The 26,364-nt window shown below is 71.5% G+C and carries 19 protein-coding genes; 13 read left to right on the top strand and 6 right to left on the bottom strand.

Annotated elements, in window-relative coordinates; translation table 11 throughout:
• The first annotated feature begins 35 nt into the window (after positions 1-35).
• The 13 genes from AMK19_RS03400 (at position 36) to AMK19_RS03460 (ending at position 18,575) form a co-directional block, all read left to right on the top strand.
• Entirely contained in the window at positions 36-836 is an 801-nt protein-coding gene (locus tag AMK19_RS03400; RefSeq protein ID WP_073807893.1) for a hypothetical protein, read from the top strand.
• A gap of 304 nt (positions 837-1,140) precedes the next feature.
• On the top strand, positions 1,141-1,695 hold the full coding sequence (rplJ, locus tag AMK19_RS03405; protein ID WP_073807895.1) for a 50S ribosomal protein L10: 555 nt from the start codon (positions 1,141-1,143) through the stop codon (positions 1,693-1,695).
• Positions 1,696-1,779: 84 nt separating this feature from the next.
• Positions 1,780-2,163 (top strand): 50S ribosomal protein L7/L12, encoded by a 384-nt coding sequence (gene rplL, locus AMK19_RS03410; protein WP_073807897.1) that lies wholly within the window; start codon positions 1,780-1,782, stop codon positions 2,161-2,163.
• Between the two features lie 591 nt (positions 2,164-2,754).
• Positions 2,755-6,228 carry a DNA-directed RNA polymerase subunit beta gene (gene rpoB / locus AMK19_RS03415; RefSeq protein WP_073807899.1) on the top strand — a complete coding sequence of 1,158 codons (3,474 nt, stop codon included), beginning with the start codon at positions 2,755-2,757 and terminating at the stop codon, positions 6,226-6,228.
• A gap of 114 nt (positions 6,229-6,342) precedes the next feature.
• Complete coding sequence (locus AMK19_RS03420; protein ID WP_073807901.1) at positions 6,343-10,236, top strand: DNA-directed RNA polymerase subunit beta'; 3,894 nt, start codon at positions 6,343-6,345, stop codon at positions 10,234-10,236.
• A gap of 182 nt (positions 10,237-10,418) precedes the next feature.
• On the top strand, positions 10,419-11,090 hold the full coding sequence (locus AMK19_RS03425) for a DUF4097 family beta strand repeat-containing protein (protein ID WP_073807903.1): 672 nt from the start codon (positions 10,419-10,421) through the stop codon (positions 11,088-11,090).
• Positions 11,091-11,198: 108 nt separating this feature from the next.
• Positions 11,199-12,650 carry a WGR domain-containing protein gene (locus tag AMK19_RS03430; protein WP_073807905.1) on the top strand — a complete coding sequence of 484 codons (1,452 nt, stop codon included), beginning with the start codon at positions 11,199-11,201 and terminating at the stop codon, positions 12,648-12,650.
• Between the two features lie 160 nt (positions 12,651-12,810).
• Complete coding sequence (locus AMK19_RS03435) at positions 12,811-13,977, top strand: sensor histidine kinase (protein WP_073807907.1); 1,167 nt, start codon at positions 12,811-12,813, stop codon at positions 13,975-13,977.
• 14 nt (positions 13,978-13,991) lie between these two features.
• A complete protein-coding gene (locus tag AMK19_RS03440) occupies positions 13,992-14,666 on the top strand; it encodes a response regulator (protein ID WP_073807909.1) in 675 nt (224 codons plus the stop codon).
• A gap of 299 nt (positions 14,667-14,965) precedes the next feature.
• Positions 14,966-15,547 carry a hypothetical protein gene (locus AMK19_RS03445; protein WP_073807910.1) on the top strand — a complete coding sequence of 194 codons (582 nt, stop codon included), beginning with the start codon at positions 14,966-14,968 and terminating at the stop codon, positions 15,545-15,547.
• Positions 15,544-16,293 carry an SIR2 family NAD-dependent protein deacylase gene (locus tag AMK19_RS03450; RefSeq protein ID WP_073807912.1) on the top strand — a complete coding sequence of 250 codons (750 nt, stop codon included), beginning with the start codon at positions 15,544-15,546 and terminating at the stop codon, positions 16,291-16,293. The genes AMK19_RS03445 and AMK19_RS03450 overlap by 4 nt, the downstream gene beginning before the upstream one ends.
• Positions 16,294-16,353: 60 nt before the next feature.
• Positions 16,354-17,565, top strand: a complete 1,212-nt coding sequence (locus AMK19_RS03455) for a cytochrome P450 (RefSeq protein ID WP_443134983.1) — start codon at positions 16,354-16,356, stop codon at positions 17,563-17,565.
• Positions 17,566-17,579: 14 nt separating this feature from the next.
• Positions 17,580-18,575, top strand: coding sequence for an ADP-ribosylglycohydrolase family protein (locus tag AMK19_RS03460; RefSeq protein ID WP_073807913.1), 996 nt, complete (start codon positions 17,580-17,582; stop codon positions 18,573-18,575).
• A 2-nt stretch (positions 18,576-18,577) separates the two neighbouring features.
• Here the strand turns inward: AMK19_RS03460 and AMK19_RS03465 are convergent, their stop codons facing one another.
• The 6 genes from AMK19_RS03465 to AMK19_RS03490 form a co-directional block, all read right to left on the bottom strand.
• Positions 18,578-19,282 carry a VWA domain-containing protein gene (locus AMK19_RS03465; RefSeq protein ID WP_073807915.1) on the bottom strand — a complete coding sequence of 235 codons (705 nt, stop codon included), beginning with the start codon at positions 19,280-19,282 and terminating at the stop codon, positions 18,578-18,580.
• A gap of 4 nt (positions 19,283-19,286) precedes the next feature.
• Positions 19,287-20,309 carry an ADP-ribosylglycohydrolase family protein gene (locus tag AMK19_RS03470; protein ID WP_241844210.1) on the bottom strand — a complete coding sequence of 341 codons (1,023 nt, stop codon included), beginning with the start codon at positions 20,307-20,309 and terminating at the stop codon, positions 19,287-19,289.
• Positions 20,310-20,345: 36 nt separating this feature from the next.
• Positions 20,346-21,665: a DUF2786 domain-containing protein gene (locus tag AMK19_RS03475; protein WP_083646458.1), complete on the bottom strand. Its 1,320-nt coding sequence runs from the start codon at positions 21,663-21,665 to the stop codon at positions 20,346-20,348.
• A gap of 75 nt (positions 21,666-21,740) precedes the next feature.
• Positions 21,741-23,726, bottom strand: a complete 1,986-nt coding sequence (locus tag AMK19_RS03480) for a serine/threonine-protein kinase (RefSeq protein WP_073807918.1) — start codon at positions 23,724-23,726, stop codon at positions 21,741-21,743.
• An 81-nt stretch (positions 23,727-23,807) separates the two neighbouring features.
• Complete coding sequence (locus AMK19_RS35820) at positions 23,808-25,430, bottom strand: hypothetical protein (RefSeq protein WP_083646459.1); 1,623 nt, start codon at positions 25,428-25,430, stop codon at positions 23,808-23,810.
• Entirely contained in the window at positions 25,427-26,206 is a 780-nt protein-coding gene (locus AMK19_RS03490) for an ABC transporter ATP-binding protein (RefSeq protein WP_073807921.1), read from the bottom strand. Before AMK19_RS03490 ends, AMK19_RS35820 begins: the two co-directional genes overlap by 4 nt.
• Between the last annotated feature and the right edge of the window lie 158 nt (positions 26,207-26,364).

The following is a 26,364-nucleotide window of genomic DNA, read 5'->3' on the forward strand; positions in this document are numbered from 1 at the left end:
GGGGGAGCGGAACGGACGGCCGGAAGGAGGGACCGATGGCGGCACGCGTACGTACGGCGGCGGCCCTGCTGGCGGCCACCCTGCTGCTGGCTGCGGCGAGCGGCTGCACCGGCTCCGGGGCGGACGGCGACAGCGCCCGGCCGGCCACCCCGTCTCCGTCCGGCGTGCAGGCCACGCCCACCGACCGCTCCCCGCACGGGGTGCTGCTCTCCGCCCAGCTGGCGCTGCACGAGGCCAGGCGGTCCGAGTTCCGGGCCACCCTGGGGGAGGATCGGGCCAAGGGCGCGCTGTTCTGGGCGCCCAAGACGGTGCTGCAGTACCGGGGCGACGCCGACACCCGGCGGCTGATGGTGATGGACACCTCCGCCTATGTGGGCGGCGACCCGGGGACGGCCGCCCGGCTCGGCGGCCTGCACTGGGAGAAGTACACCGGGAGCCGCAGCCCCTACTCGGCGCTGATCGACCGGATCAGCCCGGTGATCGCCACCGCGGCCGCGGCCGCCGCCGACGACCCGGTGCTGGTCGGCGAGGAGAAGCTGCTGGACGTCACCGTCCAGCACTACCGGGTCACCCTGACCGCCGACCGGTACGCCGCCGCGCAGACCCAGCTCGACCAGGGGCGGCGGCAGGCCCTGGAGGCCGCGCTCGGTCCCGGCGACGTGGTGCTCGATCTGTGGCTCAACGACCGCGACCAGCTGGTCCAGCTGCGGCGGGCCGCCGCCGAGGTGGACACCATCGGCTACAGCGAGTTCGGCAGCTCCGCGATCTCGGTGCAGGCCCCCGCCGAGGCGGACACCGTGCCGGAGTCCGGTGCCACCGCGCCGCCCTTCCCGTAGCGTTTGCCCGGAGCCGATTTGGGGAAATCGGCACGGACCGATAGGCTGGCCGAGCCAAAGACCGCTGGTTGTCGCCATGTGCCCGAGAGGGTGGGTGGTGCCGAAGGATCCGCCTCGTGCGGGTCGCCCGCGCAGGTTGTGGAGCAGACAGGATCTCCGAGCCGTTTCCGGTTCGTCGAGGTCATGCAAGCCCCGTGCGCCTGCGCGCCGGGGCTTTTTTCAGCTTCCGGGGGTCCGCGGCGTTGAATGGTCGACTTTTCGAAGGTCGGCCCGACTTCGACATCACGGAAGGAGGCGTAAGCCTATGGCCAGGCCCGACAAGGCTGCCGACGTCGCCGAGATCACGGACAAGTTCCGTGCTTCCAGCGCCGCCGTTCTGACCGAGTACCGCGGTCTCACGGTGAAGCAGCTCAAGACGCTGCGTCGCTCGCTCACCGGCAACGCCGATTACGCCGTGGTGAAGAACACGCTGACCAAGATCGCGGCCAACGAGGCCGGGATCTCCGAGCTGGACGACCTGTTCGCCGGCCCGACGGCTGTCGCCTTCGTCACCGGTGACCCGGTGGAGTCGGCGAAGGCTCTGCGTGACTTCGCCAAGGAGAACCCTGCTCTCATCATCAAGGGCGGTGTCCTTGACGGTAAGGCGCTGTCCGCCGATGAGATCAAGAAGCTCGCGGACCTCGAGTCCCGCGAGGTGCTGCTCGCCAAGCTGGCGGGTGCGATGAAGGCCAAGCCGTCCCAGGCTGCTGCGGTCTTCCAGGCGCTCCCGTCCAAGCTCGTTCGCACCGTGGAAGCGCTGCGCGAGAAGGTCGAGCAGGGCGGTGCCGGTACTCCGGCTCCCGCCGAGGACGCGGAGTAACCACTCCCCGTCCCAGCGGGCCCGTCAGTACGCCCGCCAACCCGTACATCCGGCACCTGCCGAATTAGTGGAAGGACGCCAATCATGGCGAAGCTCAGCACCGACGAACTGCTTGCCGAGTTCGAGGGCATGACCCTGATCGAGCTCTCCGAGTTCGTCAAGGCGTTCGAGGACAAGTTCGACGTCACCGCCGCCGCCCCGGTCGCCATTGCAGCCGCCGCCGGTGGCGCTGCCGCCGCCGAGGCCGTTGAGGAGCAGGACGAGTTCGACGTCATCCTCGAGGGTGCCGGCGACAAGAAGATCCAGGTCATCAAGGAGGTGCGCGCCCTGACCTCCCTCGGCCTGAAGGAGGCCAAGGACCTCGTTGACACCGCTGGTGCCAAGGTCCTGGAGAAGGTTGCCAAGGACGTCGCCGAGAAGGCGAAGGCTCAGCTCGAGGGCGCTGGCGCCAAGGTCACCGTCAAGTGACTTTCCCCTCTCTCTGAGAGGTGCTCTTCCGGCCGGGCCGGCCACCCTTCGGGGTGGCCGGCCCGGCCTGCTTTTTTCTGCCTTCGTTCGGCCCGCAGCGGACTCGGATCCTGTCGGTGTCCGGAGGTAGGGTGATCGCTGTCGTCGCGACCCCGTCACAGGCCGTGTGTAACGCCGTGAGTGGTTGGGACGATGAGCAGTACGAGGTCCACACCCTGGTGGGGGCCTTGACGAACAGCACGCGGCGCGCGATTCTCAAGGCGCGTGTCCAAGCGGAACCGCCTCCGATGCATATTCGGCGGCGGCACTGGGAAGGTTCCCCGGTGACGCAGGAGTGGGTGAGACGGCCCGGCCGGTGAGGGATCACTGCCCGGGTTGTCGGTTGTACGGGAGGAGCGTCCGATTCGGTCTCCGAATCAGGGCTTGCTAGCAGTGTCGCCATTGGCTACACTGTCCCTTTGCGCTGCCTATTAGCTGCTCCGTGACTCGTCGCCCGGAGTGGCCCCTGTCCTGACCTGGGGTTTTCCGCCTCGGCCAAGGCCCGGACGGTACGCGCGTAGTGAGCTCCGAGCCCTCGGAAGGACCCCCCTCTTGGCCGCGCCGCGCAACGCCTCGAACAATTCCGCATCCACCGCCCCGCTCCGCGTCTCGTTCGCGAAGATCAAGGAGCCCCTCGAGGTCCCGAACCTCCTGGCCCTGCAGACCGAGAGCTTTGACTGGCTGCTCGGCAATGCGGCCTGGAAGTCCCGGGTCGAGGCTGCCCTGGAGAGTGGTCAGGACGTCCCCACGAAGTCCGGTCTGGAGGAGATCTTCGAGGAGATCTCCCCGATCGAGGACTTCAGCGGGTCGATGTCCCTGACCTTCCGGGACCACCGTTTCGAGCCGCCGAAGAACTCCATCGATGAGTGCAAGGACCGCGACTTCACCTTCGCGGCCCCGCTCTTCGTCACCGCGGAGTTCACCAACAACGAGACCGGTGAGATCAAGTCCCAGACCGTGTTCATGGGCGATTTCCCGCTCATGACCAACAAGGGCACGTTCATCATCAACGGCACCGAGCGTGTCGTCGTGTCCCAGCTGGTGCGTTCCCCCGGTGTCTACTTCGACTCCACCCTGGACAAGGTCTCCGACAAGGACATCTTCTCCGCCAAGATCATCCCCTCCCGCGGTGCCTGGCTGGAGATGGAGATCGACAAGCGCGACATGGTCGGTGTCCGCATCGACCGCAAGCGCAAGCAGTCGGTCACCGTGCTGCTGAAGGCTCTCGGCTGGACCAACGAGATGATTCTCGAGGAGTTCGGCGAGTACGAGTCGATGCGCGCCACCCTGGAGAAGGACCACACCCAGGGCCAGGACGACGCGCTCCTGGACATCTACCGCAAGCTGCGCCCGGGCGAACCGCCCACGCGTGAGGCCGCGCAGACGCTGCTGGAGAACCTGTACTTCAACCCGAAGCGCTACGACCTGGCGAAGGTCGGCCGCTACAAGGTGAACCGCAAGCTGGGCAACGCCGAGTCGCTCGACTCCGGTGTGCTCACCGAGCCGGACATCATCGGGACGATCAAGTACCTGGTGAAGCTGCACGCCGGCGAGACCGAGTGGCGTGACGGCGAAGGCCGCGACATTGTCATCGAGGTCGACGACATCGACCACTTCGGCAACCGTCGCCTCCGCAACGTCGGCGAGCTGATCCAGAACCAGGTCCGCACCGGCCTCGCCCGCATGGAGCGAGTGGTCCGCGAGCGCATGACCACCCAGGACGTCGAGGCGATCACGCCGCAGACCCTGATCAACATCCGGCCGGTCGTCGCCTCCATCAAGGAGTTCTTCGGCACCAGCCAGCTGTCGCAGTTCATGGACCAGACGAACCCGCTGTCGGGCCTGACCCACAAGCGTCGTCTGTCCGCGCTCGGCCCCGGTGGTCTGTCCCGTGAGCGGGCCGGCTTCGAGGTCCGAGACGTGCACCCCTCGCACTACGGCCGCATGTGTCCGATCGAGACTCCTGAAGGCCCGAACATCGGTCTGATCGGCTCGCTGGCCTCGTACGGCCGGGTCAACGCGTTCGGTTTCATCGAGACCCCGTACCGCAAGGTCGTCGACGGTGTCGTCACCGAGGCCGTGGACTACCTGACCGCCGACGAGGAGGACCGCTACGTCATCGCGCAGGCCAACGCCCCGCTGACCGCGGAGCTGACCTTCGCCGAGCCGCGTGTCCTGGTCCGCCGCCGTGGCGGCGAGATCGACTACATCCCCGGCACCGAGATCGACTACATGGACGTCTCGCCGCGCCAGATGGTGTCGGTCGCGACCGCCATGATCCCGTTCCTCGAGCACGACGACGCCAACCGCGCGCTCATGGGCTCGAACATGATGCGCCAGGCGGTGCCGCTGCTGAAGAGCGAGGCCCCGCTGGTCGGCACCGGCATGGAGTACCGCTGTGCGGTCGACGCCGCCGACGTGATCACCGCCGAGAAGGCCGGCGTGGTCCAGGAGGTCTCCGCCGACTACGTCACCGTGGCGAACGACGACGGCACCTACAACACGTACCGTGCCGCCAAGTTCACCCGCTCCAACCAGGGCACCTCCTTCAACCAGAAGGTGCTCGTGGACGAGGGCGCCCGGGTCGAGGTCAACCAGGTGCTGGCCGACGGCCCGTGCACCGACGAGGGCGAGATGGCCCTCGGCAAGAACCTCCTGGTCGCGTTCATGTCCTGGGAGGGTCACAACTACGAGGACGCGATCATCCTGTCGCAGCGCCTCGTGCAGGACGACGTCCTCTCCTCGATCCACATCGAGGAGCACGAGGTCGACGCCCGTGACACCAAGCTGGGCCCCGAGGAGATCACCCGGGACATCCCGAACGTCTCCGAGGAGGTCCTCGCCGACCTCGACGAGCGCGGCATCATCCGGATCGGCGCCGACGTCGTCACCGGCGACATCCTGGTCGGCAAGGTCACCCCGAAGGGTGAGACCGAGCTGACCCCGGAGGAGCGCCTGCTCCGCGCGATCTTCGGTGAGAAGGCTCGTGAGGTCCGCGACACCTCGCTGAAGGTGCCGCACGGCGAGTCCGGCAAGGTCATCGGCGTCCGCGTCTTCGACCGCGAGGAGGGGGACGAGCTTCCCCCGGGCGTGAACCAGCTGGTCCGCGTCTACGTCGCCCAGAAGCGCAAGATCACCAACGGTGACAAGCTGGCCGGCCGTCACGGCAACAAGGGTGTCATCTCCAAGATCCTGCCGGTCGAGGACATGCCGTTCCTGGAGGACGGCACCCCGGTCGACATCATCCTGAACCCGCTGGGTGTCCCGTCCCGAATGAACCCGGGACAGGTCCTGGAGATTCACCTGGGCTGGCTCGCCAAGCAGGGCTGGGACGTCTCCGGCCTCGCCGACGAGTGGGCCAAGCGCCTGCAGGTGATCGGCGCGGACACCGTCGAGGGCGGCACCAACCTCGCCACCCCGGTGTTCGACGGCGCCCGCGAGGACGAGATCACCGGCCTGCTGGACAACACCACCCTCACCCGTGACGGTGAGCGCCTGGTGAACTCCACCGGCAAGGCCCGGCTGTTCGACGGCCGCTCCGGCGAGCCGTTCCCGATGCCGGTCTCGGTCGGCTACATGTACATCCTCAAGCTGCACCACCTGGTCGACGACAAGCTGCACGCCCGTTCGACCGGCCCGTACTCGATGATCACCCAGCAGCCGCTCGGTGGTAAGGCGCAGTTCGGTGGTCAGCGCTTCGGTGAGATGGAGGTGTGGGCCCTTGAGGCATACGGCGCCGCGTACGCGCTGCAGGAGCTGCTCACCATCAAGTCCGACGACGTCCTCGGCCGTGTGAAGGTCTACGAGGCCATCGTCAAGGGCGAGAACATCCCCGAGCCCGGCATTCCCGAGTCCTTCAAGGTCCTCATCAAGGAAATGCAGTCGCTCTGCCTCAACGTGGAGGTGCTGTCCTCGGACGGCCAGTCCATCGAGATGCGCGACAGCGACGAGGACGTGTTCCGCGCCGCCGAGGAGCTCGGCATTGACCTGTCCCGGCGCGAGCCGAGCAGCGTCGAAGAGGTCTGACGGAGGTCGGGCCGGCCGGGCTGCCTGAACAAGCGCAGCCCGGTCGGTCCGCCCCCAGGCCCCCCTCAGACCAACAGACAGACTCTCGAATCACGAAAGAGGGCTTGACGACCAGTGCTTGACGTCAACTTCTTCGACGAGCTCCGCATCGGACTGGCCACCGCCGACGACATCCGCCAGTGGTCGCACGGCGAGGTGAAGAAGCCGGAGACCATCAACTACCGCACGCTGAAGCCGGAAAAGGATGGCCTTTTCTGCGAGAAGATCTTCGGTCCCACCCGGGACTGGGAGTGCTACTGCGGTAAGTACAAGCGCGTCCGCTTCAAGGGCATCATCTGTGAGCGCTGCGGCGTCGAGGTGACCCGCGCCAAGGTGCGCCGTGAGCGGATGGGCCACATCGAGCTCGCCGCCCCGGTCACCCACATCTGGTACTTCAAGGGTGTCCCGTCGCGTCTGGGCTACCTGCTCGACCTGGCGCCGAAGGACCTCGAGAAGGTCATCTACTTCGCCGCCTACATGATCACCTGGGTGGACGACGAGCGCCGTCAGCGCGACCTCCCCTCCCTGGAGGCGCACGTCTCGGTCGAGCGCCAGCAGATCGAGAACCGCCGCGACTCCGACCTCGAGGCCCGGGCCAAGAAGGCCGAGTCCGACCTGGCCGAGCTCGAGGCCGAGGGCGCCAAGGCGGACGTCCGCCGCAAGGTCCGCGAGGGCGCCGAGCGCGAGATGAAGCAGCTCCGCGACCGCACCCAGCGCGAGATCGACCGCCTGGACGAGGTGTGGGCCCGCTTCAAGAACCTCAAGGTCCAGGACCTCGAGGGCGACGAGCTGCTCTACCGCGAGCTGCGCGACCGCTTCGGCACCTACTTCTCCGGCTCGATGGGCGCGGCGGCCCTCAAGGACCGCCTGGAGTCCTTCGACCTGGGCGAGGAGGCCGAGCGCCTCCGCGAGATCATCCGTACCGGCAAGGGCCAGAAGAAGACCCGTGCGCTCAAGCGCCTCAAGGTCGTCTCCGCCTTCCTGCAGACCAGCAACAAGCCCAAGGGCATGGTGCTCGACTGCGTCCCGGTGATCCCGCCGGACCTGCGTCCGATGGTCCAGCTCGACGGTGGCCGCTTCGCCACCTCCGACCTGAACGACCTGTACCGCCGCGTCATCAACCGCAACAACCGCCTGAAGCGGCTTCTCGACCTCGGCGCGCCCGAGATCATCGTGAACAACGAGAAGCGCATGCTGCAGGAAGCGGTCGACGCGCTGTTCGACAACGGCCGTCGCGGCCGTCCGGTCACCGGCCCGGGCAACCGCCCGCTGAAGTCCCTCAGCGACATGCTGAAGGGCAAGCAGGGTCGTTTCCGTCAGAACCTGCTCGGCAAGCGAGTCGACTACTCGGCCCGTTCGGTCATCGTCGTCGGCCCGCAGCTCAAGCTGCACCAGTGCGGTCTGCCGAAGGCCATGGCGCTGGAGCTCTTCAAGCCGTTCGTGATGAAGCGCCTGGTCGACCTGAACCACGCGCAGAACATCAAGTCGGCCAAGCGCATGGTCGAGCGCGCCCGCCCGGTCGTGTGGGACGTCCTCGAAGAGGTCATCGCCGAGCACCCGGTTCTGCTGAACCGTGCGCCCACCCTGCACCGCCTCGGCATCCAGGCCTTCGAGCCGCAGCTGGTCGAGGGCAAGGCCATCCAGATCCACCCGCTCGTCTGCACCGCGTTCAACGCGGACTTCGACGGCGACCAGATGGCCGTGCACCTGCCGCTGTCCGCGGAGGCGCAGGCCGAGGCCCGCATCCTGATGCTGTCCTCGAACAACATCCTGAAGCCGGCCGACGGTCGCCCCGTCACCATGCCGACCCAGGACATGGTGCTGGGCCTGTTCTTCCTCACCTCGGACCGCGAGGAGGTCAAGGGCAAGGGCCGTTCCTTCTCCTCGACCGCCGAGGCGATCATGGCCTTCGACGCCCGCGAGCTGGACGTCCAGGCCCCGATCGACCTGCGGATGCCGGCCGGCACCGTGCCGCCGCGCGGCTGGGCCGTGCCGGTGGACGAGGACGGTCAGCCGACGTGGACCGACGGCGAGCCGTTCCGGATCACCACCACCCTGGGCCGCGCGCTCTTCAACGAGCTGCTGCCCGAGGACTACCCGTTCGTCGACTACGAGGTCGGCAAGAAGCAGCTGTCGGCGATCGTCAACGACCTCGCCGAGCGCTACCCGAAGGTCGTCGTCGCCGCGACGCTCGACAACCTGAAGGCGTCCGGCTTCCACTGGTCGACCCGTTCCGGTGTCACCGTCTCGATCTCGGACGTCATCGTCCCGCCGAGCAAGCCCGCCATCCTGGAGGGCTACGAGGCGCAGGCGGAGAAGGTCCAGCGCCAGTACGAGCGCGGTCTGATCACCGACAACGAGCGCAAGTCCGAGCTCATCGGCATCTGGACCCGTGCGACCAACGAGGTCGCCGACGCGATGGCCGCGAACTTCCCGAAGACGAACCCCATCTTCATGATGGTCGACTCGGGCGCGCGCGGAAACATGATGCAGATGCGTCAGATCGCCGGTATGCGTGGTCTGGTGTCGAACGCGAAGAACGAGACCATCGCCCGTCCGATCAAGGCCTCGTTCCGTGAGGGCCTGTCCGTGCTGGAGTACTTCATCTCCACCCACGGTGCCCGTAAGGGTCTGGCCGACACCGCGCTGCGTACCGCCGACTCGGGTTACCTGACCCGTCGTCTGGTGGACGTCTCGCAGGACGTGATCATCCGCGAGGAGGACTGCGGCACCGAGCGCGGCCTCAAGCTGACGATCGGCTCGGTCGGCGCGGACGGCGTGCTGCGCAAGGCCGACGACGTCGAGACCAGCGTGTACGCCCGCATGCTCGCCGAGGACATCACTGTCGACGGCAAGCTGATCGCGACCGCCAACACCGACCTCGGCGACGTCCTGATGGACGAGCTGATCCGGAACGGCGTCAGCTCGGTCAAGGTCCGCTCGATCCTGACCTGTGAGTCGGCGGTCGGCACCTGTGCCTTCTGCTACGGCCGCTCGCTGGCCACCGGCAAGCTGGTCGACATCGGTGAGGCGGTCGGCATCATCGCCGCCCAGTCCATCGGTGAGCCCGGTACCCAGCTGACCATGCGTACCTTCCACACCGGTGGTGTGGCCGGTGACGACATCACCCAGGGTCTGCCGCGTGTCGTCGAGCTCTTCGAGGCGCGTACCCCGAAGGGTGTCGCCCCGATCTCGGAGGCGCAGGGCCGGGTCCGCATCGAGGACACCGAGAAGACCCGCAAGGTCGTCGTCACCCCCGACGACGGCTCGGACGAGATCGCCTACCCGGTCTCCAAGCGCGTCAAGCTGCTCGTCAGCGAGGGCGAGGCGGTCGAGGTCGGCCAGAAGCTGACCGTCGGCGCCACCAACCCGCACGACGTGCTGCGGATCATGGGCCAGCGTGCCGTCCAGATCCACCTGGTCGCCGAAGTCCAGAAGGTCTACAACTCGCAGGGTGTGTCGATCCACGACAAGCACATCGAGATCATCATCCGGCAGATGCTCCGCCGCGTGACGATCATCGAGTCGGGCGACGCCGAGCTGCTGCCGGGCGAGCTGGTCGAGCGCGGCCGCTTCGAGCAGGAGAACCGTCGCGTGGTGTCCGAGGGCGGCCACCCCGCCTCCGGCCGTCCGCAGCTGATGGGTATCACCAAGGCCTCGCTGGCCACCGAGTCCTGGCTGTCGGCCGCCTCCTTCCAGGAGACGACCCGGGTCCTCACCGACGCGGCGATCCACGCCAAGTCGGACCCGCTGCTGGGCCTCAAGGAGAACGTCATCCTCGGTAAGCTCATCCCGGCCGGTACGGGTCTGCCCCGCTACCGCAACATCCGGGTCGAGCCGACCGAAGAGGCCAAGGCCGCGATGTACTCCGCCGTCGGCTACGACGACTACGACCTGTCGCCGTTCGGCGCGGGCTCCGGTCAGGCCGTCCCGCTGGACGACTACGACTACGGTCCGTACACCGGCTGATCCTTCGGTCGAACCGCAGGGCGGTCACCCCACTCGGGGTGGCCGCCCTGCGGCGTTCCCGGGGATTCCCTCGGTTTCACCTAGGGGATCCCCCTGGCGACGGAGGCGGCGGAACCACTCCGTGGAGGGAGGCGCGCGGGCCCCGCGGACGGAAGACTTGGGGCTGTCGAAAGGAGGCCGCGGTGAAGCGGATCATGGGGGCGGCGGCGGTCGTGGGACTGCTGGTGGTCGGGGCGGTGGGCTGCGGGCCCTGGGGGGAGCAGCAGCGCAAGACGGTGTCGTACGAAGTGCCCGGGCAGGTCGACCAGTTGGTCGTCGACGGGACCAGCGGCGGGATCGACGTCAAGGTCGGCGACGGCCCGGTGCAGGTGCTGGAGAAGCGCGCCTGGCGGGACCAGGAGCCGCAGGGCAGCCACGAACTCAAGGACGGGGTACTGAAGCTGACGTACTCCTGCTCCAACTGCGGGATCGGCTACGAGGTGCGCGTCCCGGCCGGCACCAAGCTGAAGCTCACCCAGACCAGCGGCGGCATCCAACTGCACGACGTGGCGGGCGACGTGGACGCCAAGGTGACCTCCGGGGGGATCAACACCTTCGGGCTGAAGTCGAAGAACGTGAAGCTGTCGGTGGTCTCCGGCGGGGTGGAGGCCCGGTTCGCCGAGGCGCCGACCCGGGCGGAGATGTCCACCGACTCCGGTGGCCTGATGGTGAAGGTGCCGGCGGGGGAGCAGTACCAGGTGGAGGCGCACGCCGACAGCGGCGGCACCGACGTCAAGGTGCCCTCGGTCGTCGGGGCGCCGCACGTCCTGATCGCCCGCGCGGTGAGCGGCGGCGTACAGGTGTCCAACGGCTGATCCGGCCGCCGTGGCTGTCGGTGGCGGGGCCTAGATTGAGGTGTGTCGGCAGGCGGCGAGAGCCCCGCCGACACCCCCCGAACTCTGTGCCCGAAAGGGGCGTCGGCCATGTCCGCCACCGTTTCCGCAGACCCGCAGGTGACCTACCTGGAACTCTCCGAGGACCAGGGCAGCGCCCACAAGTTCTACGAAGTCACGGTCAAGGGCGCGGAGTTGACGATCCGGTACGGGCGGATCGGTGAGCCGGGCACGACGAAGACCACGGTCTGCCCGAGCGCCGAGAAGGCCGCCGCCACGGCCGCCAAGAAGATCGGCGAGAAGGTCCGCAAGGGCTACGCGCCGGCCGTCCAGGGGGCGCGCCAGCGCCGGTCCGTGACCCGCCGGCAGATCACCTCGACCCGCTCCACCGCCCGCCAGGCGCCGATGCTGTGGCGCTTCCGCTCCGGCTCGCCCGCGTTCGGGGTGTACGTCGGCGAGGAGCACGCCTGGGTCGGCAACGAGAGCGGCGACGTCTACACGCTGACCATGGACGGCCGGGTCACCGGCCGGTTCGGCCTGCCCGACGGCGTCAAGTGCATCGTCGCCGACGACTGGTGGATCTACGCGGGCTGCGACGACGGCAAGGTGTACGACCTCGGCGGCAAGGTGCCGCGGGTGGCGTACGAGATCGCCCAGGACGTCGACATCTACTGGCTGGACATCCACGACGGCGTGCTCGGCGTCGCCGACGCGAACGGCGGGCTGACCACCGTCGACCACGAGGACGAGTTCCAGTGGCGGTGCAACGCCCAGGGCAGCTCCGGCTGGATGGTGCGCTGCGACGCCGACTCCGTCTACCACGGCTGGTCGGCGGGCGTCGCCCGGTACGCCAAGCGCGGCGGCGACCAGCAGTGGCACACCCGCACCAAGGGCGCGGTGCTGTTCGGCTGGCAGGAGAAGGACGAGGTGTTCGCCGGCACCACGCAGGGCTGGGTGCACCGGCTCCGCAAGGCCGACGGCGTCGAGGCCGCCGCGTACAAGTGCGACGCCCCGGTGTTCTCCTGCGCGGCCTCCCCGGACGGCGAGTACGTGTTCGCGGGCGACAACCACTCGTCCGTCTACTGCTTCGCCGCCGACGGCACCCGGCTGTGGAAGCTCGGCACCGGCTGCGGCTCGGCGTACAGCATGCAGTACCGCGACGGCCGCCTGTACGTCGTCACCACCGACGGCTCGCTGGCCTGCCTGGACGCCACGCCCGGCGCCGTGCAGGCCGCCGAGCAGGGCACCCTGCCGGCCACCGCCGAGGTGACCGGCGGCTCCATCGAGCGGGTCGTGCCGTCGGCGGTGCTGGAGACCGTCAGCGTCACCGCGGCCGCCGGCAGCGGCGTCGAGGTGGAGTGCGTCGCCGACGGCAGCCGGCTGCGGGTGCGGGTCGTGTCGCCCGGCTTCGACCCGGCCTGGCGGGTGCAGTTCCCGAAGGACGTCCGGGTCGCCGGCGCGCGCTACCTGGTCGCCGAGGTCCGGGAGTCCGCGTCCGGCGGGTTCTACCGGACGCGCGGAGAGATCAAGCGGCTGCTGTGACGCCTCCTCGGTGAGGCATCGTCAGGGGCGCTCCCGGCCGGGGGCGCCCCTCGGCGTTCCGGTCGGCTTCCGAGGGTCGGGGGCGCCCCTGGGCGTTCCGGCCGGCTTCCGAGGGCCGGGGGCGGGCGGCGGCCGGACGACGATGCGAGAGGATGCGCGGATGCGGATGGGGAGATGGACGGAAGGCCTGCTGGCCTGGGGGAGGGCCCGGCCGTGGGCGGTGGACGCGCCGCTGGTCGCACTCGCCGTCGGGGTCGCGGTGTCCGGGGTGTACTCCGACCCGGAGCACCCCGGCGGCACCTGGTGGGAGTACGCGCTGGCCCTGGTCGGATCGGTGCCGCTGTGGTGGCGACGTCGCAACCCCTGGCTGGTGCTGCTGATCTGCACCCTGCCCACCACGGCGCTGTCCGCGCTGGCGCACTTCGCGATGCCGCAGATCCAGGTCGGCATGGCCGTCGCGATCTACACCGTCGCCGACCGCGGCAAGGACTGGCAGCGCCTGCTGCTGCTCACCCTCAGCGTGGTCGGCAACGTGGTCGGCACCCGCTCCATCAGCGGCATGATGTTCAGCCTGGTGGTGTCCGTCGGCAGCTTCGTCTTCGGCTCACTGGTACGGGAGTTGCGCCGCCTCGCCGGCGTCGAGGCCGAACGCGCCCGGCAGGCCGGGCTGCGCGCCGCCAGCGACGCCGCCCGGGCCGTCGCCGAGGAACGCGCCCGGATCGCCCGCGAGATGCACGACATCCTCGCCCACGCCGTCTCGCTGATGGTCGTCCAGGCCGAGGCCGGGCCGCTCGTGGTGCGCAACAACCCCGACCGGGCGATCCGCGCGTTCGACGCGATCGCCGACTCCGGGCGCGACGCGATGGTCCAACTCCGGCGGGTGCTGGGCGTATTGAAGGAGGATGGGGCGGCGCCCGCGCTCGCCCCCCAGCCGCGACTGGCCGAGCTCGCCGGGGTGCTCGACCGCGTCCGCGAATCGGGCGTCGACGTCGACGCCCGCATCGAGGAGGGCGGACCCGCGGAGGTACAGGCCGCGGCGTACCGGATCGTCCAGGAAGCGCTCACCAACGTGGTCAAGCACGCCCGGGCCGGGCGGGTCGTGGTGCGCGTCGCGGTCCGGGGCGGCTCGCTGGAGGTGGAGATCGCGGACGACGGGGTCGGGGCCGGCGCCGTCCTGGTCGGCGGGGGTGTCGACGGACGGTCGGGCGGGCGCGGCCTGCTCTCGATCCGCGAGCGGGCCGCGGCCTGTGGCGGCAGTGCCGAGGCCGGGCCGCGGACTGACGGGCCCGGATATCTGGTGGCGGCCGTGCTGCCGCTCAACATCTGAGAAGGGGTGACGAGTTGACCATACGAGTGGTGATCGCGGACGACCAGGAACTGGTGCGCGCCGGGTTCGGGATGATCCTCGACGCCCAGCCCGACATCGAGGTCGTGGCGGAGGCGGGGGACGGGCAACAGGCGATCGACGCCGTACGCGCCCACGACCCCGACGTCCTGCTGCTGGACGTCCGCATGCCGGTGATGGACGGGCTGGAGGCGGCGCGGCGGGTGTGCGCGGAGCTGCCGCGCTGCAAGGTCATCATGCTGACGACCTTCGACGTCGACGACTACGTCTTCGACGCGCTGTACGCCGGGGCGAGCGGGTTCCTGCTCAAGGACGTCCGACGGGACGACCTCGCGCATGCGGTCCGGGTCGTGAACTCCGGGGAGGCGCTGCTGGCTCCGTCCGTCACACGGCGGGTCATCGGCGAGGTCACGGCGCGGAAGGCCGGCGGTGCGCCGGCGGTGTCGCGGCCGCTGAGGCGGCTGCTGGAATCCCTGACGGCGCGGGAGCTGGAGACGTTGCGGCTGGTCGCCCGGGGGATGTCCAATGCGGAGATCGCGGGGGAGCTGGTGGTGAGCGAGCACACCGTCAAGACGCACGTCAGCAACCTGCTGCAGAAGCTGGGGCTGCGGGACCGGGTGCACGCGGTGGTCTTCGCGTACGAGGCGGGGACGGTCACGGCGGGGGAGTGAGAGGGGGCGAGACAGCACAGGGTGCACCACCGGGGGCGCGGGGAACTGCGCGACAAGCGCACGCCACGTCCGTGACGTCGCGATCACGTGCAGGTCGTTGTCCTGCGTCGCGATCTTGCGGTGAGGTGCCTTCCGACTCGCGCAGTTCCCCGCGCCCCTGGTGGTGCTCTTCCTGGCTTCGCGCTCTTCTCCCTCCGGAGGGGGAGGTGGGGGGTTCACCGTTGCGGGGGAGTTGCGCCGCAGGCCGTTGCGGGAGGGTTGCGGGTGTCGAAAGAGGCACTCTCGCAAAGGGGTTGGCGATGGTCACGGGGCGTCGGGCGTTGGGGTTCTCGGCGGGGCTGCTCGCGGTGTACGGGGTGGTGCGGTTGGTGCCGGGGTCGCGCGGGGTGGGGGTCGGCTGGACGGTCGGGCACCTGGCGTTGTTCGTGGGGTTGGCGCTGCTGGGGTTCGGGCTGGTGGAGCTGTGGCGGTTGGGCGGCGAGCGTGGGGTGTGGGGCCGGGTCTGGCTGGGGGCGGGTCTCGCGGGGGTGCTGGCGGGTCTCGCGCAGAGCGCCGTGGATCTGTACGCGAACGCGGTCTCCGCGGACTACGCGGCGCGGTCGGAGCTGTTCGACCGGGTGCAGTCGGTGCCGGGGGTGATGCCGCTGGTGTACACGGTGGTGCCGATGCTGCTGTACGTCGGGCTGCTGGCGCTGCTGGTGCGTCTGACGGTGCGCAGGGCGGTGCGCTGGTGGAGCCCGGTGCTTGTTCTGGTGGGCACGCTGCTGATGGGGGCGTCGCTGGACTTCCTGGCGGTCGGCGCGGTGTGCTACCTGGCGGCGTTCTGGCCGGTGATAACCGGTGGCCGGAACGGGCTGCGGGCCGTACCGTCCCGGGCATGACGGAGAAGCGGCCGCTGGTGGCGGTGTTGACGGGGGCGGGAATCTCGACGGATTCGGGGATTCCCGACTACCGGGGACCGCAGGGGCTGTGGCAGCGGGATCCGAGTGCGCAGGAGCTGGTGACGATCGGGCCGTACCTGGCGAGTGCCGAGGTGCGGCGGCGGTCCTGGCTGATGCGGCGGGACGCCGGGGCGGTGGACGCGAGGCCGAACGCGGGCCACCGGGCGCTGGTGGACCTGGAACGGGCCGGGGTGCCGATGCGGGTCCTGACGCAGAACGTGGACGGCCTGCACCGGGCGGCGGGCCTGCCGGCCCGGAAGGTGGTCGAGCTGCACGGCACCGCCGCCGAGGTGCAGTGCGTCCGGTGCCGGGTGGTCTCTCCGATGGCGGCGGCACTGGAACGCGTCGCGGCGGGCGAGGACGACCCGGCGTGCGCGGAGTGCGGGGCGGTGCTGCGGCCGCGCACCGTGATGTTCGGCGAGGCGCTGGACGAGCGGACGCTGCAGCAGGCGGACGCGGTCGCCAAGGCCTGCCAGGTCTTCCTGGCGGTGGGCAGTTCGCTGCAGGTGATGCCGGCGGCGCTGCTGCCGCGGATCGCGCTGGAGCACGGCGCGAAGCTGATCGTGGTGAACGGCGAGCCGACCCCGTACGACGACGCGGCGTCAGAGGTCGTCCGGGAGCCGATCTCGGAGGCGCTGCCGAAGCTGGTCCGACGGCTGGTCGGCGGCGACCTCGCCCAGGGCTGATCGAAAACCCGCAGGTCGGACGGCATACGATGGCAGTCCGACGAGCAGGGAGAGCGCACCGTGGCGATCGACGTCTTCGACCCGTGGTCGGCCGAGTTCGTGGCCCACCCGTACCCGGCCTACGCCGCGCTGCGCGAGCAGTCGCCGGTCGTCCACTACGGGCCGAGCGACCAGTGGCTGGTGTCCCGGTACGCGGACGTCAACGCGCTGCTGCGGGACCGGCGGTTGGGGCGCACCTACACCCACCGCTTCAGCCACGAGGAGTTCGGGCAGCCCGCGCCGAACCCGGCGCACGAGCCGTTCCACACCCTCAACGACCACGGCCTGCTCGACCTGGAGGGCCCCGACCACACCCGGATCCGGCGGCTGGTGGCGAAGGCGTTCACCCCGCGCATGGTCGAGTCGCTGCGCCCGACCGTGCGGCGGCTGGCCGGCGAACTGGTCGACGACCTGCTCGCCGACGGCGGCGGCGACCTGATCGCGAAGGTCGCCGAGCCGCTGCCGGTCGCCGTGATCGCCGAGATGCTCGGCGTCCCCGAGCCGGATCGGCACCTGCTGCGGCCCTGGTCGGCCGACATCACCGGCATGTTCGAACTCAACCCGGACGAGGACACCGCCCGGCGTGCCGTCACCGCCAGCCTCGAATTCTCCGCCTATCTGCGGGAGTTGATCCGCCGCCGGCGCGAGGAGCCGGGCACCGACCTGATCAGCGCGCTGGCGCAGGCCGCCGAGGACGGGCAGGTGCTCAGCGAGCAGGAGATGATCTCCACCTGCGTGCTGCTGCTGAACGCCGGTCACGAGGCGACCGTCAACACCACCGGCAACGGCTGGTGGGCGTTGCTCCGCAACCCCGGCGAACTCGCCCGGCTGCGCGGCGCGGTGGACGAACTGCTGCCCACCGCCGTCGAAGAGCTGATGCGCTACGACACCCCGCTGCAGATGTTCGAACGCTGGGTGCTGGAGGACATCGAGGTCGGCGGCGTGACGATCCCGCGCGGCGCCGAGGTCGCCCTGCTGTTCGGCTCCGCCAACCGCGACCCCGAGCGCTTCACCGACCCCGACCGGCTCGACCTCGGCCGCGCCGACAACCCGCACATCACCTTCGGCGCCGGAATTCATTTCTGTCTCGGCGCGCCCCTTGCCAGACTTGAACTCACCGAGTCCTACGGCGCGTTGCTCCGCAAGGCCCCCGGGCTGACGCTGGTGCGCGAGCCCGAGTGGAACCCCGGCTACGTGATCCGCGGACTGAAGGAACTGCTGGTCGAGGTCTGAGAGGGGCACGGGTCATGGGGCGGGCGACGGGATCGATGCTGGGGCTGGCGATCGGCGACGCCCTCGGCAAGCGCACCGAGTTCCTGAACCTGCACGAGATCGGCCTGCTCAGCCCCGACTGGCGGCAGCTCCCGCTCCCGAAGAAGGCCCAGGTCACCGACGACACCCAGATGACCCTGGCGCTCGCCCGCGCCCTGCGCACCGGCCTCGCCGAGGGCCCGCTCGTCCCGCTGCGCCTCGAACTGCCGCTGCGCGAGGAGTTCGTGGAGTGGTGGCGCTCCCCGGCCAACAACCGGGCCCCCGGCATGACCTGCCTGCGGTCCTGCTTCCGGCTCTCCACCGGCCGGCCCTGGCAGGACGCGTCCGACGTCGGCTCCAAGGGCTGCGGCGCGAACATGCGGGTCGCCCCGCTCGGGCTGGTCCTCACGTTGACGGACCGGCAGGTCTCCGGCGCGTCCCAGCTGCAGTCCGGGCTCACCCACGGCCACCCCACGGCGCTGGCCGCCAGCGAGCTCACCGCGTTCACCGTCCGATGGCTCGCCCAGGGCGTCGAGCCGGCCGAACTGCCCGCCAAGCTGCGCGCCCACGCCCACCAACAGCGCACCCAGTACGACGAGTTCTGGCTCGGCGACCTCGCCTCCCGGGACCACTTCGACTCGCCCGAGGCCTTCATCGCACGCGGCTGGGACGAGTGCCTCCGCGCCCTGGACCGCCTCGACGCCGCCCTCGCCGCCGGTGAGGTCGACGCCGATCCCTGCGAGCGGACCGGCGAGGGCCGGGTCGCCGAGGAAGCCTTCGCCACCGCGCTGCTCTGCTTCCTGCTGCTCCCCGACGACCCGGTCGCCGCCGTCCGCCGGGCCGCCGTCTCCGCCGGCGACTCCGACTCGCTGGCCTGCCTGGCCGGCGCGTTCGCGGGCGCCCGGCACGGCGAGGGCGCGTGGCCGCAGGACTGGATCGAGCGGATCGAGCACCGCGACGAACTGCTCGCGTTCGGCGCGCTCTGGGACTGACCTCAGCCCGTCCGGACGGCCGCGAGCCACTCCGGGAAGCCGGTCAGCAGCCGGTCGTACAGCTCGGCGTCGGTGAGGGCGCGCGGGTCGCGGCCGGCCGGGAAGAAGCCCGCGTTGTCGACCGGCCGCTCGGCGGGCACGGGCAGCTCGTCCAGCCGGCGCAGGAACGCGAACTCCTGGTCGGCCGGATCGCCGAAGCCCACGAACTGCCAGTAGAGCGGCAGTTCGGCGGCCAGGCAGAGCATGTCCCGGGCCGCCGCCCGCGAGCTCGGCCCGCCGTCGGTCTGGAACACCACCAGCGCCGGGTCGGTGGCGCCGCAGAGCTGGTAGTGCCGGATCACGGCCTTCATCGCCAGGTGGTAGTCGGTGCGGCCCATGTGCCCGTACGAGGCGTGCAGGCGGTCGATCCGGCCCAGGTGGTCGTCGAGCGAGATCTCGGCGACGCCGTCCACGCCGGTGGAGAAGAACACCGCCGGCACCCGCCCGTCGTCGTCCAGGTGCACCGAGAGCGCCAGTACCTGCTCGGCGAAGTGCTGGACGGCGCCGGACCGGTAGTGCGGACGCATCGAGCCGGAACGGTCGAGCACCAGGTAGACGGCGGCCCGGACGTCCTGCAGCCCGCGCGCGGTGAGGCTCACCCGCGCGGACTTGTACAGGTCGACCAGGCCGGGCGCGGCAGCCGACACCTTCTCCAGACTCAGGCCCACCGGATCACCGCTCCGGCAGCGGGTATCGCCCGTCCAGCACCGCGCGGTCGCCGCGGACGTGGGCGACCAGGTCGTCGGCGACCTGCAGCAGCACGTCCCGGCCCTCCACCAGCGCGCACCAGTCGGCGGGCAGCGCGGAGACGCCGTACATCGCGCCCACCAGGTTGCCGCAGACCGCGCCCGTCGAGTCGCTGTCGCCCGAGTGGTTCACCGACAGCACCAGCGCGTCCCGGGGGTTCGCGGTGACCAGCGCCGCGTACACCGCGATCGCCAGGCACTCCTCGGCGATCCAGCCCAGGCCGACCCGCTCCACCGACTCCGGCGAACCCGGGCCCTCGTCGGCCACCCGCACCGCCCGGCGCAGCGCCTGCACCGTCTCCGCGTGCAACGGCAACGCCGCCAGCTGCTCCAGCGTCGCCGACACCGCCTCCCGCAGCGGCATCCCGGCCGCCACCCGCGCGATCAGCGCGGCGAACGCGCCCGCCGCCAGGTAGCCCGTCGGATGGCCGTGCGTCAGCTGCGCCGCCAGCGCGGCCCGCCCGAACGCCTCGTCCGGGCCCTGCCCGACCAGGCCGAACGGCGCCGAGCGCATCACCGTCCCGCAGCCCTTCGACTGCGGGTTCACCGGGCCCTCCTGGCCGAACGGCGCGGCCTCCCGGTAGTCCAGCACCACGCCCGACATGCAGGCGTTGCCCGGCGCCCGGGAGGCGTACAGGAACGGCTGCGCGGCCAGCCAGCCGTCCGGGAGGATCGGACGCTTCTGCCGCTGCGTCTCCAGCCAGCGCCGGTACGCGGCGTGCAGGTCCCGGCGGCGGCCGCCGCGCAGCAGGCCCTCCGCGGTGAACAGCGTCATCTGGGTGTCGTCGGTGATGTGGCCGTCGCGGTCGCCGTCCGCCAGCTCGGTCAGGCCCGAACTGCCGTACTGCCGCCGGATGTTGTCCAGGTGCAGGAACTCCACCGACCACCCCAGCGCGTCACCCAGCGCACCGCCCAGCAGCGACCCGCGCACCCGCTCCGAGAACTCCACTCCGATCCCCCTCGCGTCCGTCGGGCCGACGCTTCGTCAGCGCGCGATCCGGCCCGAACCACGGTGCAGCGTAGCCCGGTCGGCGGCGGCCCGTCCCTCGACCCAGCCCTCGCCGTCGCTCACCCGCACCCGCTGCGACACCAGCTTCGGGAACATCCGGCCCACCGCGTCGTCCACCGCCTCCGCCCGCGCGGCCAGCACCGGCAGCAGCCCGCCGGCCGGCGCCGCCACCGGCAGCGACCCGTCGCCGTCGGCCGCCGGGTCGCCGGGCCCGGCCGGGCGACCGGCCGCCGCCTCCCCGGCCGGGCGACCGGCCGCCGCGTCCTCGGTGGCCCGCTCGGTGGCGTCCGCCAGCCGCTCCCGGATCCGCGCCGCGTACGCCACCAGGAACGACTGCCGGAACGCCTTCGTCCGCGCCGCCCCGTCCTTGTGCTTGCGGCTGCCCGCCCGATGCATCGCCGCCGTCGCCTGCACCAGCAGCGAGGTGTACAGCAGCTCCACGCCGTCCAGGTCGGCGTCGAACCCGATCACCGTGCAGAACCCGAACTCCTTCGCCCACACCACCCGGCACCGGTTCGCCGCCGCCACCGCGTCCAGCAGCATCGTCTTCGGGCCCTCGTACGGGTTGTCCACGCCGATCCGCAGCGCCGCCGGCTCGTCCGCCGACGGGCCGCCCGCCGACAGCAGCGCCTCGTCGATCGAGTGCCGCGCCATCAACTCCTGCGCCTTCGCGGTCAACGCCTCGGCCTCGTCCGGGAACCCCGTCGACTCGGCCTTCGCCAGCAGCGCCCGGATCCGCCCCAGCATCCGCGGCTCGCCGGCCCGCGGCCCGCTCGCCCGCGGCGCGGACTGCCCCGGCACCGGACCCACCGGCTGGACGGGCGGCAGCAGCGCCCATATCCGCAGCAGCTCCAGCGCCGCCGTCGCCAGCGCGAACCGGTCCAGCCGGTGCCGCTCCGCGAACGCCTGGAGGTACGCCTCGTCGGACGGCCACCACGGCTCCGCCTCCAACTCCCGCAGCTGGTCCAGCCAACGCCGGTCCAGCGAGGCCGCCGGATGCCGGCGGCCCTCCGCCGCGATCAGGTCCACCGCCAGCGCCACCTGCACCGGGGCCAGCTCGCGCCGCACCACCCGCACCAGATCGGCCGGCCGCCAGCCCGCCGCCCAGCACCGGCCCACCGACCGCTCCGCGAAACCCAGCAGCGCCCGGCTCACCGCCGGCCATTGGTCCGCCGACGCCGCCAGCACCGACGCCGCGCCGTCCACCACGAACTCCACCCCGTCGGCCGGCGCGCCCACCACCCGGCCCACCGCCTCCGCCAACAGCTCGTCGACGGACTGATCGGTGCTGGTCACAGTGGTCCTGCTTCCTGGGGCGACGGGGGAGGGACGCCTCCCATGATGCCGGAGCGCCCCACCCCGCCGGACCGGTCAGCCGCCCAGGGCGTCCCAACCGCGCGCGATCTGCCGCTCCGCGGGCGTCCCGTCCGCGGTGAGCAGCGCCAGCAGCGCCGCCCCGTCGGCCGGACGGACCGCGAGGTCCTTGGCGAGGGCCCGCTCCACGACGCCGGCCAGCTCCGGGTCGAGCGCCCGCACGGCGGCGATCCCCGCCGGGTCGGGCTCCTCGTTCCGCACCCGGTGGTAGACGACGAACTGGTTGGCGGTCGCGAACGGGCTCTCGCCGTGCGCCGCGCACACCAGGCAGCACGCCCACGCCCAGACGTCGGCGGCCGGGCCCACCGGCCCCTCGCCCAGCTGCTCCGGGGCCATGAAGACCGGGGTGCCGACCAGGCCGCCGGTCCGGGTCAGCCGGGTGTGGTCGGCCATCAGCGAGATGCCGAAGTCCAGCAGCTTGGGGCCGTCGCTGGTCATCATGATGTTGGACGGCTTCAGGTCCCGGTGCACCAGCCCGCCGCGGTGCAGGGCGTCCAGCGAGACGGCCAGCGCCACCGCCAGTGACCGCAGCGCCACCGGGTCGGCGAGCGTGCCGCGCTCGCGCAGGAACGCCTGCAGCGGGCGGCCGTCGAGCAGCTCCATGGCGATGAACGGGGTGCCGTCGGCGACGCCGGTGTCCAGCACCCGCGCGGTGTGCGCGGCCGGCGCCTGGGCCAGCACCTTCGCCTCGTTCGCGAACCGGCGGCGCAGGTCCTCGTCGTGCTCGTCGTCGGCGTGCAGGGTCTTCAGCGCGACGACGGTGGCGGAACCCTGGCGGCGCGCCAGGTAGACGGTCCCGAAGCCGCCCGAGCCGATCAGCCCGAGCAGCCGGTACCCGCCGATCGAGGCCGGCGCGCCGTTCGGCAGCGGCTTGGCGTCGACCTTCGGCAGCCCGCCGGTGTCGAGCACCGTTGCCGCGGGAGCCGGAGGAGCCGCGGCCGGCGGGCCGGCCACCGTGGGCTCGGCCGCGAACCGGGCCGCCGCCCCGACCCGTTCGGCCTCGCGGGCGGCCCGCAGCGCCTCCGACTCGGCGCGCACCTGCCGGGCGATCTCGGCGTCCCGGGCGGCGATCTCCGCCTCGTTCTGCGCGGCGGCGGCCCGCGCGGCGGCCTCCCGGGCACGGCGGGTGTGCTGCGCCGCGCGGGCCTCGCGGATCGACCGGAGGCGCGCGGAGGCGGCCGCGCCGAGCGTGTCGACGGTCTCCCGGACGGCCCCGGCGGGCGCCTCCGCGGCCGTGGAGACACCCGTCAACGGCGGGGCGGGCGCGGCCGTCGGCAGCAGGTTCAGGCGGCGGGTGGTCCACAGCGAGCACAGCTGCCACAGCACCAACCCGATCAGCGCGCCGTTCGGCAGCGCCAGCGGCAGCAGTACGAACTGGGCGGCGAGCACCGGCACCAGGTAGCGGCGCAGCCGGGAGTGCTCCCAGGTGCCGGACGGCATCCGGGTGCACAGCACCAGGAACCGGGTGCGGGCCCACAGCAGCTGCCAGAGCACGGTCAGCACCAGGCCGGTCAGTGCCGCGCCGAACCCGCCCTCGCCGCCGAACAGCGCGAGCAGCGCGCGCGAGGCCAGCCACGGCGGGCTGGTCCGCACCGCCTCCTGGTCCAGGAGGTCGTTCCGGTCGGTGAACTGCGTGTGCATGCCGATCCACAGCAGCACCGCGAGCCCGCCCGCCACCACCACCGGCAGCACCAGCTCCAGCGCGGAGGCGATCCACCGCGGCGGGTACGCGGACCGCAGCGCCCGCAGCTCGGCCTGCCGGCGCGAGGCGTCCCCGGTCAGCAGGGTGCGGATCTGCGCGCGCCGGCCCCGGGACAGCAGCCGGGCCCGGTAGCCGTGCTGGCTGCGGCCGAGCGAGGAGGCCGTGACCAGCCGCAGCACCAGCAGCACCCCGAGCATCGGCAGCACGGTGTGCGTCCAGAACGGGTTGTCCGTCCAGCCGTAGTGCTGCGCGTGGTCCGCGGCGGCGATGCCGGTCCCCATGGTGCGTTCTCCCCCCGAGCCCGCGGGGGTCGGCCCCGGGCGCGCACGCATGATAGCGGCGCGCCCCGGGCCCGGCGCGGGTCAGCGCTCGATCACCCGGGCGAGGATCTCCGGCAGCCGCTTGATCAGCCCGGCCGACGCCACCCGGATGCCCAGCAGGGCCATCGCCGCGCCGTACAGCACGCCGATCGGCAGCACCGGCCAGGCCGGCGAGTGCGAGATCAGCAGGACACCGAGGAGGATGCCGACCGGCGCGCAGCCCAGCGAGACGCCGAACATCGACCCGAAGGCGTTGAGCATCACCACGCCGTTCTGACCGGGCGCGGCGCTGCGCATCGGGTTGCCGTCGGCGGGCAGCGCGAACGGGGCGTAGACGCTGATCACGCTGCCCAGGCCGAGGCTGGTGCCGAGGGCGGCGAACGCCACGCCGAGCGCGGGCGCGAGCTCCGCCCACCGCCCGGTGACGGCGGCCAGCACCGGGCCGACCACCAGCAGGACGACGATGCTGTAGGAGAGCACGGCGAACACCCGGCCGCGCAGCTCGTCGCGGGCGTCCTGACGGGTGCTCAGGCCGGCCGCGACCATCCAGAACCCGGAGCCGTCCATGCCGAACAGGTTGCCGGCCTGCAGGCCGAGCATCAGCCCGCCGATCCCGATCACGTACACCGAGCCCCAGCCCTGCACCACCGACAGCGCCGAGATCACGCCGGTCATGCCGACGCCGGTGAAGATCGCCGCCTTGGCGCGGGGCTCCCGCCAGGCGTACCGCAGGTGCCGCTGGGCGACGGTGCCGACCCGGCCGGCGGGCAGCAGCCGCCAGCCGCGGGCGGCCCGGCCGTGGTGCACCGAGGAGGTCTCCACCAGCGTGGAGGCGTCGCCGGAGACCATCAGGCTCTGCAGGCTGCGCAGCCACCAGCGCAGCAGGACGGCCAACAGGCCGCCCGCCAGCGCGAGTTGCAGCGCCGCGACCAGGTAGTCGCCGTCCCCGGCCGAGCGCACCGCGTCGATCGCGGAGACCGGCGGTATCCAGCGCACCACCGCCGCGTACGGGTGCAGCACCGACAGATCGAGGCTCTGGTCGGGGCTGCGGACGGCGCTCTGCATGCCCAGGTTGCCGAGCTGCACCAGCACCGCGAACAGCAGGCCGCCGAAGATCGCGAAGTCCTTGCCGCGCCGGCTGGACAGCAGCCGGGCGTTGGCGGCGGCCACCGAACGGGTCAGGGCGATCAGCAGCAGCAGGGTCAGCGGCACGGCGAGCACCGCGACGACCGCGGAGGCCGCGCCCCGCCCGGCCGCGACGGCGGCGCCGGCCAGCATCAGCAGGCCGATCAGCGGGCCCGGGCCGACCAGGCTGCCGAACAGGGTGCCGCGCAGCAGGGCCTGCGGGCGCAGCGGCAGCATGGTGAGCCGGGTCGGGTCGGCGCTCTCGTCACCGGCGAAGAAGAACAGCGGCATGGCGGTCCAGCAGACCGCCAGCCCGGCGGTGAGCACCACGGCGGCGTCGGCGGCGCCGTCGTGCCCGTGCAGCACCACCAGCCCGGCGGCCGCAGACACGCCGAACAGCAGCCCGAGGCAGGTGCCGACCAGGTAGCCGGCGGCCCGACCGGGGCTGCGCCGCAGCCCGTTGCGCAGCAGCCGGACCTTCAGCGAGACCAGCGTGCGGACGACGGCCCGGTCGTCCGCGGAGGTGACGGCAGCGCTCACCGGTGGCCCCCGCCGAGCCATCCGAGCGCCTGCCCGTCGTCCTCGCGGACGCCGACCAGCCCGAGGAACGCCTGGTGCAGCGAGGTCTCGCCGCGCACCTGGTCGAGCGGCCCGGCGGCGACCACCTGGCCGGCGTTGACCACGGCGACCCAGTCGCACAGCGACTCGACGAGCTCCATCACGTGGCTGGAGAACACCACGGTGGAGCCGGAGGCGGCGTACCGGGTGAGGACGCCGCGGATGGTCTGTGCGGACACCGGGTCGACGCCCTCGAACGGTTCGTCCAGGAACAGCACATCGGGGTTGTGCAGCAGCGCCGCGGCCAGGCCGATCTTCTTGCGCATGCCGGTGGAGTAGTCGGCGACCAGCTTGTCGGCGGAGCCGGTCAGGTCGAGCACGGCCAGCAGTTCCTCCGCGCGCCGGTCGGTCTCGGCGCCGGGCAGGCCGCGCAACCGGCCGTTGTACTGGAGCAGTTCGCGCCCGCTGAGCCGCTCGAACATGCGCAGGCCCTCGGGCAGGATGCCGATCCGGGACTTGACCGCGACCGGGTCCTGCCAGACGTCGGCGCCGTGCACCAGCACGATGCCCCGATCGGGCCGCAGCAGGCCGGTGACCATGGACAGCGTGGTGGTCTTGCCGGCGCCGTTCGGGCCGACCAGTCCGATGAACGAACCGGCGGGCAGGTCGAGGTTCAGTCCTGCGACGGCGGTCTGCGCACCGAAGCGCTTCCACAGGTCGCGGATCGAGACGGCGGGCGGCGGGGTGGTCGCCTCCATGGCGGGTGGTCTCCTCGTCGGGTCGGGCCGGGCGGAACGACTCGACCTTATGATCATTTCTTTACCTTTCCATCCCCCATGTGGCGGTATTGCCGTTGCGCGGACCGGCAGTCGACCGGTCACCCCCGGCGATCCGGCAACTACCCGGACCCGCCGTT

Origin of the sequence: Kitasatospora sp. CB01950 (assembly GCF_001905465.1) — a bacterium.
In the GTDB taxonomy this organism is placed as follows: domain Bacteria; phylum Actinomycetota; class Actinomycetes; order Streptomycetales; family Streptomycetaceae; genus Kitasatospora.

Coding starts and splice junctions, on each gene's coding strand:
- AMK19_RS03445 (WP_073807910.1), top strand. CDS start 14,966: ATGGTCACGGGGCGTCGGGCGTTGGGGTTCTCGGCGGGGCTGCTCGCG.
- AMK19_RS03460 (WP_073807913.1), top strand. CDS start 17,580: ATGGGGCGGGCGACGGGATCGATGCTGGGGCTGGCGATCGGCGACGCC.
- AMK19_RS03430 (WP_073807905.1), top strand. CDS start 11,199: ATGTCCGCCACCGTTTCCGCAGACCCGCAGGTGACCTACCTGGAACTC.
- AMK19_RS03480 (WP_073807918.1), bottom strand. CDS start 23,726: ATGGGGACCGGCATCGCCGCCGCGGACCACGCGCAGCACTACGGCTGG.
- rplJ (WP_073807895.1), top strand. CDS start 1,141: ATGGCCAGGCCCGACAAGGCTGCCGACGTCGCCGAGATCACGGACAAG.
- rplL (WP_073807897.1), top strand. CDS start 1,780: ATGGCGAAGCTCAGCACCGACGAACTGCTTGCCGAGTTCGAGGGCATG.
- AMK19_RS03435 (WP_073807907.1), top strand. CDS start 12,811: ATGCGGATGGGGAGATGGACGGAAGGCCTGCTGGCCTGGGGGAGGGCC.
- AMK19_RS03450 (WP_073807912.1), top strand. CDS start 15,544: ATGACGGAGAAGCGGCCGCTGGTGGCGGTGTTGACGGGGGCGGGAATC.
- AMK19_RS03490 (WP_073807921.1), bottom strand. CDS start 26,206: ATGGAGGCGACCACCCCGCCGCCCGCCGTCTCGATCCGCGACCTGTGG.
- AMK19_RS03400 (WP_073807893.1), top strand. CDS start 36: ATGGCGGCACGCGTACGTACGGCGGCGGCCCTGCTGGCGGCCACCCTG.